We start from the raw sequence: 12,838 nt of genomic DNA on the forward strand, positions 1-12,838 counted from the left end.
ACGGGACGAGGACGCGGTTACGGCGGAACTCGCCGAGCCGGGCCCTGAAGCGACGCCTGTGCGCTGCGAGCCGGGCGGCCTCGTTCGCTTCAGCAAGCCCGCGCGAGTCGTGGTGCGGTTCGGTCCCAGAGGCGGTCCCACCGTCGGGCGACGGTTCGTCGCCCGTGCGCAGAATCGTCTGCTCCGCGATGTCCGACAGCGCCGACCTGCGCGGACGCCCCTCACTCTCGCCCGACTCCCCCGTCGGCCCAGCGCTGGCCACAGCGCCTTCCCCCTTACCCGTACTGTCCCGATTCGTTCGGCCGCTTTGCGATCAGTGAACGATCTTCCATGCTCACATGGGGGCACTTACGTGAGCAACGGACTTCGGATCAACAATGGGCAAAGTCGCGTCAACTACGGTCACAATCCGCGTAGTTCAAGTCACCCACGCGGCATCGCAACCGACTCGTCCAGGCGTACTCGCGCGAACTCGATCCTCTCGTACGGCCCCTTCTCACCCGTCTCGTACAGGATCCCGACCCTGTGCCGGTCCAGTTGGGCGAGGTCGGAGTAGCCGGCCGGTCGGGGGGACAGGGTGAGGAGCTCGGCGAAGGTTCTTCCGGCGTCCGGGCTGCGCCACAGGGTCATCGCGCGGCGGGCCGTGGGTGTGGAGGGCGCCGAGAACAGCAGAGGGGCCCCCGGGCCGTCGAGTTGGAGGACGCTTGCCTCCACCACCGGGACGCCGTCCAGTGCGGGCTGCGGGCGCCAGGGGCGGTCCAGGGTTGCGCCGCCGTCGCTGGAGTAGGTGTCCACGCGGTTGCCGGGGCTCGTGCCGTTCTGGTCGCGGGAGGTGAAGTAGACCCGGCCGTCGTCGAGTTGGGTGGCGGTCGTCTCGTTGGCGTTCACCCTGCCGTCGTGTGTGGTGTCCGTGAAGCCCAGGTGCCAGGTGTGGCCGCCGTCGTCGCTGCAGAGAGCGTGGGCGCCGTAGTACCTGGGCTCCTGGCCGGTGTCGGACGAGCCGGCCGGCGGAGCGGTGGAGTGGTCGGCGGGGATCAGCAGGCGGCCGGCGTGCGGGCCCCGGGTGAGGGCCAGGGCGTGGCCGGGGCCGGTGGCGTACCAGCGCCAGTGCGCGGGCTTCACCTCGGCCGTGATGTCCCTCGGGCGCGTGAAGCCGCGGCCGTCGTCCATGCTGCGCTGCACGAACACCCGGCGGCCACGGTCCGGCGCGGCCTCCCCGCGCATGATCTGTGCCTCGGTCACCGATCCGCCGTTGTACGAGGTGAGCAGGACGATCGCGCCGGTGCGCGGGTCGACCACGGGTGCCGGGTTGCCCCGGGTGTCGCCCTCCCCGGCGGCCACGACCGTCTGCGGGCCCCAGGTGCAGCCGCCGTCGGTGGAGCGGCGCAGCAGGACGTCGATGTCGCCGCTGTCGCCCGCGCCGTCGTGCCGGCCCTCGGCGAAGGCCAGGACGGTGCCGCGCCGGGTGACGACGGTCGCGGGGATGCGGTAGGTGGCGTAGCCGCCCTGCCCGGCCGTGTACGGCACGGAGGAGACGCAGCCGGACGCGAGGCGCGCGGGGGGCGCGGGGCGGGCCGGGTGGGCGGTGGTGAGCGGGGTGAGGAGGGCGGTGGCGGCGAGGAGGACGCGGCTCAGCGGGGTCACGCCCCCATGGTCCCCGGAGTCACCAGCCCGGACTCGTAGCCCACGACGACGAGCTGGGCCCGGTCGCGCGCCCCCAGCTTGCCCATGATCCGACTCACATGGGTCTTGGCGGTGAGCGGGCTCAGCCCCAACGCCTCGGCGATCTCGGTGTTGTTGAGGCCCCGGGCGACCAGGGTCAGCACCTGCCGCTCCCGCTCCGACAGGCACTCGGGACCGGCCGTCGGCGGGGCGGAGGGGCTGCGCAGGAACCGCTCGATCAGCCGTGCCGTCGGTCCGGGCGAGAGCAGCGCCTCGCCCGCGGCGACGACGCGGATCGCGTCGAGCAGGTCGGCGGGGCGGGTGTCCTTCACCAGGAACCCCGAGGCGCCGGCGCGCAGCGCGTCCACGATGTGCTCGTCGGTGTCGTAGGTGGTGAGGACCAGGACCCGCACCCCGGCCAGGTCCTCGTCGGCGGCGATCAGCCGAGTCGCCTCGATGCCGTCGAGCCCGGGCATGCGGATGTCCATCAGCACCAGGTCGGCGCGTTCGCTGCGGGCGAGGTCGACGGCCTCGCGGCCGGTGGCGGCCTGTCCGACGACCACCATGTCCGGCGCGGTCTCCACGAGCATCGCGAACGCGGCCCTGACCAGGGCCTGGTCGTCGGCGAGCAGCACCCGGACGGGGGTCACGCGGCGCCTCCCAGCGGCAGTACGGCCGTCACCTCGAAGCCCGGCGCGTCCGTGCGCGGCCCCGCGGTCACCGTCCCGCCGACGCTGCGCGCCCGCTCCCGCATGCCCAGCAGGCCGTAGCCGGGGGTACCGTCCCCGGTCTCACCGGTGCTGTCGGCGTGTCCGGCGGACCCGGCCTCCGCTCCGTCCGCCGGGCGCACCCCCGCACCCGCCCCCACCCCGTCGTCGCTGACCCGCACCCGCAGGGCACCGCCCGTCTCGTCCACCCGGACCCGGACCGTCAGGTCCTCCCGGCCGCCGTGCCGTACGGCGTTGGTGAGCGCCTCCTGCACGATCCGGTAGGCGGCCGCCCCCACGGCCGGCGGGACCTCCCCGGCGGTGACCGTCAGGTCCACCTCGGCGCCCGCGGCCGCCCGGGCGAGGTCGGCCAGGCCCGGCAGGCCGGGGAGCGGGCCGCGGCTGTCCGGGGAGTCCGGGTCGCGCAGGACGTCCAGGGTGGTGCGCAGTTCGCCCCGGGCCGTGCGGCAGGTCTCGGCGATGTCGTCGAGGGCCCGCGCGACGGCGGCCCGGTCCAGGCGCTCGGGGTCGGCGGCGAGGACGTGCGCGGCGACCGAGGTGCGCACCCCGATGAGGGTGATGCTGTGGGCGAGCAGGTCGTGCAGGTCGCGGGCGACGCGCAGGCGCTCCTCGGCGACACGGCGGCGGGCCTCCTCCTCGCGGGTGCGTTCGGCCCGTTCGGCGCGTTCCAGGGCGGCGGCCGCGTTCTCCCGGTGCACGCGGATGTAGCCGCCGAGGACCAGCATGGAGATGATCCAGCCGCTGATCTGGAAGCTCACCGCGAGACCGGCCATGCCGTGGCGGATCTTCAGGAGCAGCATCAGCCCGATGACGGCGCAGCCGATGACGGCCGTGCGCCGGGGGCCGCTGGTGACCGCCACGGTGTACAGGACGACCATGGACGCGGCCGTCGGCGCGGAGTGGTTGAAGTCCTGCTGGTGGTAGAAGGCGATCAGCGGGATCATGATCGCCAGCGCGGCCAGCGGAGCGCGCCTGCGCCAGGCCAGCGGCACGTGCAGGACGAGCAGCAGGGTCCAGCCGAGCGCGTCCGGGTGCCGTCCGCTGCCGATGGTGACGGCGATCGCGGAGGCCAGGGCGGCGAGGCCGGCGGCCAGGGCGGCGTCCTGCCGCGGGGGCACGGCGGTCGCGGGGAGGAACGCCGCGGTCGGGCGGGGGCGGGGAGCGGTGACGGTTGCCTGCACGGTCCTCATCTTCCGTTGCGTGTGCGCCCCCGCACAGGGCGGGGGCGCACCGTGACTCGGCTCACGGGCCGCGGGGCTCAGCCCACCGGCTCGGGCACCCGGTCGGGTCCCGGGGCCGGACGGGACAGCCGGCCGGGCCACCACACCCGGCGGCCCAGCGCCACGCTCGCGCTGGTCACCAGGTAGGTGCGGACGAGGAAGGTGTCCAGCAGGACGCCGACGGCGATGACGAAGCCCAGTTGGACCAGGGGGACCAGACCCATGTCGGTCAGCACCGCGAAGGTGGCGGCGAGGACGAGTCCGGCGGAGGCGATGACTCCGCCGGTGGTGCGCAGCGCGGTGAGCGCGGCCTCGGCCGGTGCGGCCCCGTTCAGTGACTCCTCCCGCATGCGGTGCATCAGGAAGATGCCGTAGTCGACGCCGAGGGCGACCAGGAACACGAAGGAGAGCAGGCCGAGTCCGGGGTCGCTGCCGTGGAAGCCGAACAGCGGGCCGAAGGCCAGTCCGCCCAGGCCGAGCGCCGCGCCCCAGACGGCGACCACGGCGGCGACCAGGATCAGCGGGGCGACGAGGGAGCGCAGCAGCAGGACCAGGATCAGCAGCACGGACAGAAGCACGAGCGGTACGACGACGAGGCGGTCGCGTGCGTCGGTGTCCTTCAGGTCCAGTTGCTGGGCGCTGGGGCCGCCGACGTGGGAGCCGGGCAGCCGGTGCCGCAGTGCCTCGATGGTGGCGGTCTCGGCGGCGGACTGGGGCGGGGCGGCCGCGGTCACGGTGATCTCGGTCCAGCCGCCGCCGGTGCGGCCCTTGCGGGCGGCCGCGACTCCCCGGGTGCCCTCGGCGGCGGTCAGGGCGGCGTCGGCACGGTCCGCCGGGGCGAGGACCTCGATGGGCTGGGCGGACCGCTGCGGGTAGGCGGCGGCGAGGGTCTCCATGGCGGTGACGGAGTCGGGCCGGTCCACGAAGGTGTCGAGCTGCTTCAGCGGTCCGGGCAGGTTCAGGGTGCCGAGGGCGAGCGCGCCGAGCAGGGCGGCACCGGCGGCGAGGACGGTCAGCGGGCGGCGTCCGGCGGAGGAGCCCATCGCGGCGAACAGCGAGCGGCGGGCCTTGGGGCTGCTGCCGTACGCGGGGACGAGCGGCCAGAAGACGCGGCGGCCGAGCAGGACCAGGACGGCGGGGAGCAGGGTCAGCATGGCGGCCAGGGCGCACAGCACGCCGACGGTGCCGAGCGGGCCCATGCCCCGGCTGGAGTTGAGGTCGGCGGCGAGCAGGCACAGCAGGCCCGCGGCGACGGTGCCGGAGGAGGCGAGGACGGCGGGCCCGCAGCCGCGCAGGGCGGCCCGCATGGCGTCGTACGGCCGCTCGTGGCGCCGTAGCTCCTCGCGGTAGCGGGAGACCAGCAGGAGGGCGTAGTCGGTGCCGGCGCCGAAGACGAGGATGGTCATGATGCCGGCGCTCTGGCCGGAGACGGTGGTGCCGAAGAGCTGGTGCAGTCCGTAGGCCGCGGAGCGGGCGAGGAAGTCGCCGACGCCGGCGACGGCGAGCGGGACCAGCCACAGCAGGGGGCTGCGGTAGATGAGGATCAGCAGGACCGCGACGACGGCGACGGTGGTGTAGAGCAGGGGGCCGCCGAGCGAGGAGTACACGGCGGAGGCGTCGGTGGCGAGGGCGGCCGGGCCGCCGACCCGGACCGTCAGCCCGTCCGCGCTCCGGGCGGTGGCGCGGACGTCGTCGACGAGGGCGTCGCGCTTCTTCTCGTCGGTTCCGGGGGCGTTGCTCGCGACCGGGTACATCAGGGTGGTGCCGTCGGCGGACGGGACGCCCCGCGGGGGCGTGGTCAGGGTGTGGCGGTGGGCGACCGCGGTGAGCTGCCGGGCGGCGGTGGCCCGGTCGGCGGCGGTGAGACCGGCGGCGCGGTGGTAGACGACGACCAGTTCGGTGGTCTCGCCGCCCGGCAGCCGGTCCTGGAGCCGCGCCACCCGGGTGGAGTCGGCGGAGGCGGGCAGGTAGTCGGTGGCACGGTCGTGCTGGACGTCGGTGAGCCTGGCGGCGAAGGGTCCCGCCACGGCCAGCAGGACCACCCACAGTCCCAGCACCAGCCAGGGCAGGCCCCGTCGGCCGTCTCTCGCACGTGTTGTCGCGGCCCTCATGGATCGGGCCCTCCCTCTGCAGCGGATGTCCGGTTACGGCTTCCAGACTTCCGCCGGGGGCGGGTTCTTTCGTCGGGCGCGGGGGCGAGTTCGCGGCTACTGCCCCGGGTGGCCGGGGGGTGCGGCTACTCCTGGGGGAGTATCAGGACGGGGTACGGGCGGCGGCCAGCAGCCTGCTGACGTCGTCGGCGCAGATGGTGAGGGCGGCGCCGATGGTGGTGAGGGCGTCGCGCTCGGCGGGGGTGTAGGGGCCGTCGGCCAGGGCGACGCGGGCCGCCTGGAGGAGCAGGGCCTCGCGGCCGCCGGGGGCGAGGTGGGGTGCGAGCGGGTCGAGTGCCTCGTGCAGCTCTATGGTGAGGCTCGCGCCGCACGGCCCGTCGGCGACCCGGCCGGTGTCGGCGGCCAGCGCGTCGACGAGGGCGGCCAGTTGGTCCTCGGTGCAGTCCTCGAAGCCGGCGGCGCGGACGGCGCAGGCGGCGGTCTCCAGGGCCGTGCGGGAGGTGGTGCCGCCGGCGGCGAGGACGGCGAGGGCGACGGTGTGCACGGCGTCGCGGAGCATCGCGGAGAAGCGGCGGGTGGTGGGGTGGTCGAGGACGTCGGTGCCGTAGTGGTGGCGGCAGGACGCGCACTCCACGACCGGTCCGGTCGCGCCGCGCGGCAGCACGGGCACCCCGAGGAGGGTGAAGCGGCGGCGGCCGGTCAGCCGCTGGTAGTTGCGGTCGCCTCCGCAGCCGGGGCAGAAGAACTCGCCGTCACCGACGGGTGTCCATGCGGTGCGGGTGCCCAGAATCCGGGCAGCCCTGGTGGCACGGCCGTCTCGTCCCCGTACTGGCAGCACGTCGCACCTCCGTCACGACGCGGCAACATCGCCGCGCTGGCGTGATGTTAGCCACATCCTGGAGGTTCAGTCAGTACCTCGGACGAGACCTTTCCGTGACCTCCACGGCGCGATGGCCGATAACCGACGGGGCCCCGGCCGCCGGATACGGCGGCCGGGGCCCCGAAAGGGCCGGTCAGCGGGGGTCAGCGGGTCGCGCGGTTGACCGCCGAGACGACCGCCTTCAGCGACGCACGCGTCGTGTTCGCGTCGATGCCGATACCCCACAGAACCTTGTCGCCGATCGCGCATTCGATGTACGAGGCGGCCTGCGCGGAGGCGCCCTCGCTCATCGTGTGCTCCTGGTAGTCCAGCAGGCGTACGTCGACGCCGATGGACTGCAGGGCGTCGAAGAAGGCGGAGATCGGGCCGTTGCCGGAACCGGTCAGGACGGTGTCCTCGCCGTCGACGGTGGCCTCGACGGTCAGGGTGTCGACGCCGTCGGTGTCGGTGGTGGACTGGCCGGTGCGGACCTGGATCCGGCCCCACGGGTTGCGGGGGTTGGGCAGGTACTCGTCCTGGAAGACCGCCCAGATGTCCTTCGGCGTGATCTCGCCGCCCTCGGCGTCGGTCTTCGCCTGGATGAGCCGGGAGAACTCGATCTGCATGCGGCGCGGCAGGTCCAGCTTGTGGTCGTTCTTCAGGACGTAGGAGATGCCGCCCTTGCCGGACTGCGAGTTGACGCGGATGACGGCCTCGTAGGAGCGGCCGACGTCCTTGGGGTCGATGGGCAGGTACGGCACGGCCCACTCGATGTCGTCGACGGTGACGCCCCGGGCGGCCGCGTCGGCCTCCATGGCGTCGAAGCCCTTCTTGATGGCGTCCTGGTGGGAGCCGGAGAAGGACGTGTAGACCAGGTCGCCCACGTACGGGTGGCGCGGGTGGACCTCCATCTGGTTGCAGTACTCCCACGTACGACGGATCTCGTCGATGTCGGAGAAGTCGATCTGCGGGTCGACGCCCTGGGAGAACAGGTTCATGCCCAGGGTGACCAGGTCGACGTTGCCGGTGCGCTCGCCCTGCCCGAACAGGCAGCCCTCGACGCGGTCGGCGCCGGCCATCAGGGCCAGCTCGGCGGCGGCCACGGCCGTGCCGCGGTCGTTGTGCGGGTGGACGGACAGGCAGACGTACTCGCGGCGGGACAGGTTGCGGCCCATCCACTCGAAGCGGTCCGCGTGCGTGGACGGGGTCGAACGCTCGACGGTCGCGGGCAGGTTGAGGATGATCTCGCGGCCCGGGCCGGGCTGGTAGACGTCCATCACCGCCTCGCAGACCTCCAGCGCGAAGTCCAGTTCGGTGTCGGTGAAGATCTCCGGCGAGTACTGGTAGCCGAACTCGGTCTCGGGGCCCAGCAGCTTCTCGGCGTACTCCATCACCAGGCGGGTGCCGTCGACGGCGATCTGCTTGATGTCGTCCTTGGAGCCGCGGAAGACGACCCGGCGGAAGACCGGGGCGGTGGCGTTGTACAGGTGCACGGTGGCGCGGCGGGCGCCCTTCAGGGACTCCACGGTCCGCTCGATCAGGTCCTCGCGGGCCTGGGTCAGTACGGAGATCGTGACGTCGTCCGGGATCGCGCCCTCCTCCTCGATGATCGAGCGCACGAAGTCGAAGTCGGTCTGGCCGGAGGCGGGGAAGCCGACCTCGATCTCCTTGTAGCCCATCTTGACCAGCTGGTCGAACATCCGGCGCTTGCGCTCGGGCGACATCGGGTCGATCAGGGCCTGGTTGCCGTCCCGCAGATCGGTGGAGAGCCAGCGCGGGGCGGCGGTGATCCGCTTCTCCGGCCAGGTGCGGTCCGGGATGGCCACCTGGTCGTACTGACCGTACTTGTGGACCGGCATGGAACTGGGCTGCTGGCGGTTGGCCATGATGCGGGGCTCCTTGGAAGGTGTCCGGAAGGACGGCCGACGACGCAACGCCGAGCTCCGCGGGGAGGGGGTCGGCCTCGACTACAGGCCCTCGCCGCGGCAGCTAAGGAGGAGCAGCCCGAAAAGCATGATGCAGAGAATGCTAGCCGAGCGGACCGTGCCGCGAGAGCCCGTATCAGTATGCGGGACCGTATGGTCAAACCGTAGTGAAGTGGACAAAGAGTGCGCCATACCACTTCGACTACGGAGAGCGAGGTCGATCGCACCCTATTGTCACCGTATTTCAGCAATCATGGTCGCCACTAGTGACACCGACGTCACGCAGTGCGATGGTGCCCGACATGACGACCAACGGGGGCTCCCAGCCCGTCTTCTGCACGATCGTGCCGCCGCACGTCCTCGACCGGCTCGCCCGGAACGAGGACCCCGCCCTCTCCGGACCCGCCCGCCGGTCCCTGGAGCACGACGCCTACCAGCGCACCCACCGCCGCCTGACCACGGTGATCGGCGCGCCCTCCGTCGCCCCGCCCGCCTCGGCGGCGGCCGACCAGCCGCACCGCACCATCTACGACGCCGGGCACAAGGAGGACCTGCCCGGCACCAGGGTCCGCGAGGAGGGCTCGGAGGCCGGTCCCGACGCCACGGTCAACCGCGCCTACGCGGGCCTCGGCGCCACCTTCGAGCTGTACCTGAAGGCGTACGGCCGCGACTCCATCGACGGCGAGGGCCTGCCGCTGGACGCGAGCGTGCACTACGGCACCGACTACGACAACGCCTTCTGGAACGGCGAGCAGATGGTGTTCGGCGACGGCGACAACGAGATCTTCCTCGACTTCACCATCCCGGTGGACGTGATCGGCCACGAGCTGACGCACGGCGTCACCCAGCACACCGCGAACCTCGCCTACTTCGGCCAGTCCGGCGCCCTCAACGAGTCCCTGTCGGACGTCTTCGGCTCACTGATCAAGCAGTACGCGCTCGGCCAGACCGCGGCCGAGGCCGACTGGCTGATCGGCGCCGGGCTCCTCGCCCCCCGCGTCACCGGCACCGCCCTGCGCTCGATGAAGGCGCCCGGCACGGCGTACGACGACGACGTCCTCGGCAAGGACCCGCAGCCGGCGACGATGGAGCACTACGTCCGCACCGGGCGCGACAACGGCGGTGTGCACATCAACTCCGGCATCCCGAACCACGCCTTCTACCTGGCCGCCACCGCGCTCGGCGGCCACTCCTGGGAGAAGGCCGGGCAAATCTGGTACGACGTGCTCACCGGCGGCGCGCTGAAGGAGGACGCCCTGTTCGCCGACTTCGCCACGCTGACCGTCCGGGCCGCCCGCGAGCGGTACGGCGCCGGTGACGAGCTCCAGGCGGTGCAGAAGGCGTGGGAGCAGGTGGGGGTGCGGACGCTGTAGATCCGTACTAGACAGTCCCCCATGCGTATTCGAGTACGGCGCACGGGCGGTTTCGCGGGCATCGAGCGCCTGGCCGAGGCGGACACCTCGGCCAGGCCCGACGCCGCCGAGTGGCAGGCCCTGGCCGGGCGCGTGCTGGCGTCCGGCCGGGACACCCCGCCACCCGGCGTCCCCGACGGCTTCCGGTACGAGATCACGGTGGACGGCCGCACGGTGTACGCGGCCGACCCGCGGCTGACCGAGGACGAGCGGGAGCTGGTCTCCCGGGTGCTGAAGGAAGGGGCCTAGCGCGGGGTCGTTTCCGTGAGGTTCGTGCCCAGGCGTTGACGCGCGTTACTCCGGGTAAGGATGATCCCGGCCATGGCGACTGACGCAGGCGAACCGATCCCCCGTTTCCCGGCCGGCTTCCTCTGGGGCGTCTCGACCTCGGCCCATCAGATCGAAGGAGCCGCCGACGAGCGCGAGGCGTCCGTGTGGGACGTGTTCACCGCCGAACCGGGGCGGGTGAAGGACGGCTCCACGGCGGCGGTCGCCTGCGACCACTACCATCGCCACACCGAGGACGTGGCGCTGCTCGCGGGCCTCGGCGTGGACGCGTACCGGTTCTCCGTCTCCTGGCCCCGGGTGAACTCCCCCGGCGGCCTGGACTTCTACGACCGTCTGGTGGACGAGCTGTGCGCGGCGGGCGTCCGGCCCGTGCCCACCCTGTTCCACTGGGACCTGCCCGCCTCGCTGGACTGGCTGGAGCGGGACACCGCGGCCCGGTTCGCCGACCACGTCGGCGTGGTGGCCGAGCGCCTGGGCGACCGCGTCGGCAAGTGGATCACCCTCAACGAACCGGCCGAGCACACCCTGCTGGGCCACGCGCTGGGCGCCCACGCCCCCGGCAGGCGGCTGCTCTTCGACGCGCTCCCGGTCGCCCACCACCAGCTCCTCGCCCACGGTCTCGCGGTCCGGGCGCTGCGTGCGGCCGGGGCGCGCGACATCGGCATCGCCAACTCCCACGGCCCGACCTGGGCCGCCTCGGCGGAGCCGGCCGACCTGGAGGCGGCGGGCTTCTACGACCTCCTGCTCAACCGTCTCTTCGCCGAACCGGTGATCCTCGGCGCGTACCCGGAGGGCATCGGCGACCTGATGCCCGGGGACGTGCAGGCCGACCTGAAGGTCATCGCCGAACCCCTCGACTTCTACGGCGTCAACTACTACGCGCCGACCCGGGTGGGCGCCCCGCAGGGCACCGAGACCGAGTTCGGCGGACTGACCATCCCGGCCGAACTGCCCTTCTCGGTACGGGAGATCGAGGGCCGGCCGGTGACCGACTTCGGCTGGCCGGTGGTCCCGGAGGGGCTGACGGAACTCCTCACCGGGTTCCGCGACCGCTACGGCGACCGGCTCCCGCCGGTCGTCATCACCGAGAACGGGTGCTCGTACGAGGGCGTCGACGACCAGGAGCGGATCGCCTACCTGGACGCCCATGTGCGGGCCCTGCACACGGCCCTGGAGGCCGGGGTGGACGTGCGCGGCTACTTCGTGTGGTCCCTGATGGACAACTTCGAGTGGGCGGAGGGCTACGCGCGCCGCTTCGGCCTGGTCCACGTGGACTTCACCGACCCCGCGGGCCCCAGGCGCACCCCGAAGGCGTCGTACCACTGGTTCCGGGACGTGCTGCGGGCGCAGAGATGACCACCGCCCGGCTCCCGGCCGCGCTCGCCGAGCCCGTCGAGCCGGTCGGCCGGGGCTGGACGGCGACGCTGGCGCTCGCCAACGGGGCGATCTGGGTGGGCTGGTTCGGCCCGCTGCAGATCCTCCTCGCCTCCCAGGCCGGGGACCTCGCGCCCGGCTCCGGGATGTCCAAGGAGACCCTGCTGGCCTGGGTGACGGGGGCGGGCGCGGTGGTCTCGCTGCTCGCCAACCCCCTCTTCGGCGCGCTGTCGGACCGGACCACGGCCCGCCACGGCCGTCGTACGCCGTGGATCGTGGCCGGGGCGGCGGGCGGTGCGCTGGCCCTGCTGCTGCTCGCGGGGGCGGAGGGTCCGTGGACGATGGCGCTCGGGTGGTGCCTGGTGCAGCTCACGCTGAACGCGGCGTTCGCGGCGGTGACCGCGGCCGTGCCGGACCGGGTGCCGCGGTCGCAGCGGGGCACGGTGGGCGGCTGGCTGGGCGCGGCCCAGATGCTGGGCGTGGTCGGCGGGACGGGCCTGGCCACGGTGGCGGGCGGGACGGGCGCCGGGTACGCGGCCTGCGCGGTGTTCACCGCGGTGGGCGTGCTGCCGTACGTGCTGCGCCACCGGGATCTGCGGCTGGCGCCGCGGGACCGGCCGGTCTGGGCGTGGCGTTCGTTCGTGGCGGGCTTCTGGCTGAGCCCGCGCCGGTACCCGGACCTCGGCTGGGCGTGGCTGACCCGTTTCCTGATCAACCTCAGCAACGGTCTCGTGCTGCTGTACCTGCTGTACTACCTGCGGGACCGGCTGCACCATCCGGACCCCGGGCGGGGTGTGCTGATCCTGACGGCGGTCAACGGCCTGACGCTGATGGCGACGGTGGTGGCCGGCGGGATCTGGTCGGACCGGGTGGGCCGCCGCAAGCCGTTCGTCGTGTGGTCGGGCGTGCTGATGGCGGTGGCGACGGCGGCCCTGGCGGGCTGGCAGACCTGGCCGGGCGCGGTCGTGGCGGCGGCGCTGCTGGGGGTCGGCTTCGGGGTGTTCACCTCGGTCGACTTCGCGCTGATGACGGACGTGCTGCCCAAGGCGCTGGACCGGGGCAGGGACCTCGGCGTCATCAACGTGGCCAACGCGCTGCCCCAGGTGGCGGCCCCGGCGCTGGCCGCGCCGGTCGTGACGTACCTGGGCGGCTACCGGGTGCTGTACCTGGTGGCCGCGGTGATCGGGCTGGCCGGGGCGCTGCTGGTGGGCCGGATCCGCGGGGTGGAGTGACCCGCCGGCGCTCCGGCGGGCCGGGGC

At 73.3% G+C, this 12,838-nt stretch carries 10 protein-coding genes; 4 read left to right on the top strand and 6 right to left on the bottom strand.

Annotated features, from left to right (window positions below; genetic code table 11):
- Window positions 1-423: 423 nt before the first annotated feature.
- The 6 genes from B446_RS12970 to leuA all read right to left on the bottom strand — a co-directional run bounded on the left by B446_RS12970 (window position 424) and on the right by leuA (window position 8,466).
- The gene (locus B446_RS12970) at window positions 424-1,644 is read right to left on the bottom strand and encodes a sialidase family protein (protein ID WP_020939895.1); all 1,221 of its coding nucleotides are present in this window, start codon (window positions 1,642-1,644) and stop codon (window positions 424-426) included.
- A complete protein-coding gene (locus B446_RS12975; RefSeq protein ID WP_052352273.1) occupies window positions 1,641-2,252 on the bottom strand; it encodes a response regulator in 612 nt (203 codons plus the stop codon). The genes B446_RS12970 and B446_RS12975 overlap by 4 nt, the downstream gene beginning before the upstream one ends.
- Before the next feature lie 56 nt (window positions 2,253-2,308).
- A complete protein-coding gene (locus tag B446_RS12980) occupies window positions 2,309-3,580 on the bottom strand; it encodes a sensor histidine kinase (protein ID WP_020939897.1) in 1,272 nt (423 codons plus the stop codon).
- Between the two features lie 68 nt (window positions 3,581-3,648).
- A complete protein-coding gene (locus B446_RS12985) occupies window positions 3,649-5,721 on the bottom strand; it encodes an MMPL family transporter (protein WP_106960571.1) in 2,073 nt (690 codons plus the stop codon).
- A gap of 142 nt (window positions 5,722-5,863) precedes the next feature.
- Entirely contained in the window at window positions 5,864-6,559 is a 696-nt protein-coding gene (locus B446_RS12990; RefSeq protein ID WP_020939899.1) for a TerB family tellurite resistance protein, read from the bottom strand.
- A 185-nt stretch (window positions 6,560-6,744) separates the two neighbouring features.
- Complete coding sequence (gene leuA / locus B446_RS12995; RefSeq protein ID WP_020939900.1) at window positions 6,745-8,466, bottom strand: 2-isopropylmalate synthase; 1,722 nt, start codon at window positions 8,464-8,466, stop codon at window positions 6,745-6,747.
- 341 nt (window positions 8,467-8,807) lie between these two features.
- Here leuA and B446_RS13000 point away from each other — a divergent pair, with 341 nt between their 5' ends.
- The 4 genes from B446_RS13000 to B446_RS13015 all read left to right on the top strand — a co-directional run bounded on the left by B446_RS13000 (window position 8,808) and on the right by B446_RS13015 (window position 12,811).
- Entirely contained in the window at window positions 8,808-9,878 is a 1,071-nt protein-coding gene (locus B446_RS13000; protein WP_043478161.1) for a M4 family metallopeptidase, read from the top strand.
- A gap of 21 nt (window positions 9,879-9,899) precedes the next feature.
- The gene (locus B446_RS13005; RefSeq protein WP_020939902.1) at window positions 9,900-10,166 is read left to right on the top strand and encodes a protealysin inhibitor emfourin; all 267 of its coding nucleotides are present in this window, start codon (window positions 9,900-9,902) and stop codon (window positions 10,164-10,166) included.
- A 72-nt stretch (window positions 10,167-10,238) separates the two neighbouring features.
- Window positions 10,239-11,561, top strand: a complete 1,323-nt coding sequence (locus B446_RS13010; RefSeq protein ID WP_020939903.1) for a GH1 family beta-glucosidase — start codon at window positions 10,239-10,241, stop codon at window positions 11,559-11,561.
- Window positions 11,558-12,811: an MFS transporter gene (locus B446_RS13015; RefSeq protein ID WP_020939904.1), complete on the top strand. Its 1,254-nt coding sequence runs from the start codon at window positions 11,558-11,560 to the stop codon at window positions 12,809-12,811. Before B446_RS13010 ends, B446_RS13015 begins: the two co-directional genes overlap by 4 nt.
- Window positions 12,812-12,838: the final 27 nt, after the last annotated feature.

The sequence above is a fragment of the Streptomyces collinus Tu 365 genome (assembly GCF_000444875.1).
GTDB lineage: Bacteria > Actinomycetota > Actinomycetes > Streptomycetales > Streptomycetaceae > Streptomyces > Streptomyces collinus_A.

What these genes read in the sequence shown, in the direction of transcription:
- B446_RS12975 (WP_052352273.1), bottom strand. Translation starts at nt 2,252, where the DNA reads ATGCTCGTGGAGACCGCGCCGGACATGGTGGTCGTCGGACAGGCCGCC.
- B446_RS12980 (WP_020939897.1), bottom strand. Translation starts at nt 3,580, where the DNA reads ATGAGGACCGTGCAGGCAACCGTCACCGCTCCCCGCCCCCGCCCGACC.
- B446_RS12985 (WP_106960571.1), bottom strand. Translation starts at nt 5,721, where the DNA reads ATGAGGGCCGCGACAACACGTGCGAGAGACGGCCGACGGGGCCTGCCC.
- leuA (WP_020939900.1), bottom strand. Translation starts at nt 8,466, where the DNA reads ATGGCCAACCGCCAGCAGCCCAGTTCCATGCCGGTCCACAAGTACGGT.
- B446_RS13000 (WP_043478161.1), top strand. Translation starts at nt 8,808, where the DNA reads ATGACGACCAACGGGGGCTCCCAGCCCGTCTTCTGCACGATCGTGCCG.
- B446_RS13005 (WP_020939902.1), top strand. Translation starts at nt 9,900, where the DNA reads ATGCGTATTCGAGTACGGCGCACGGGCGGTTTCGCGGGCATCGAGCGC.
- B446_RS13010 (WP_020939903.1), top strand. Translation starts at nt 10,239, where the DNA reads ATGGCGACTGACGCAGGCGAACCGATCCCCCGTTTCCCGGCCGGCTTC.
- B446_RS13015 (WP_020939904.1), top strand. Translation starts at nt 11,558, where the DNA reads ATGACCACCGCCCGGCTCCCGGCCGCGCTCGCCGAGCCCGTCGAGCCG.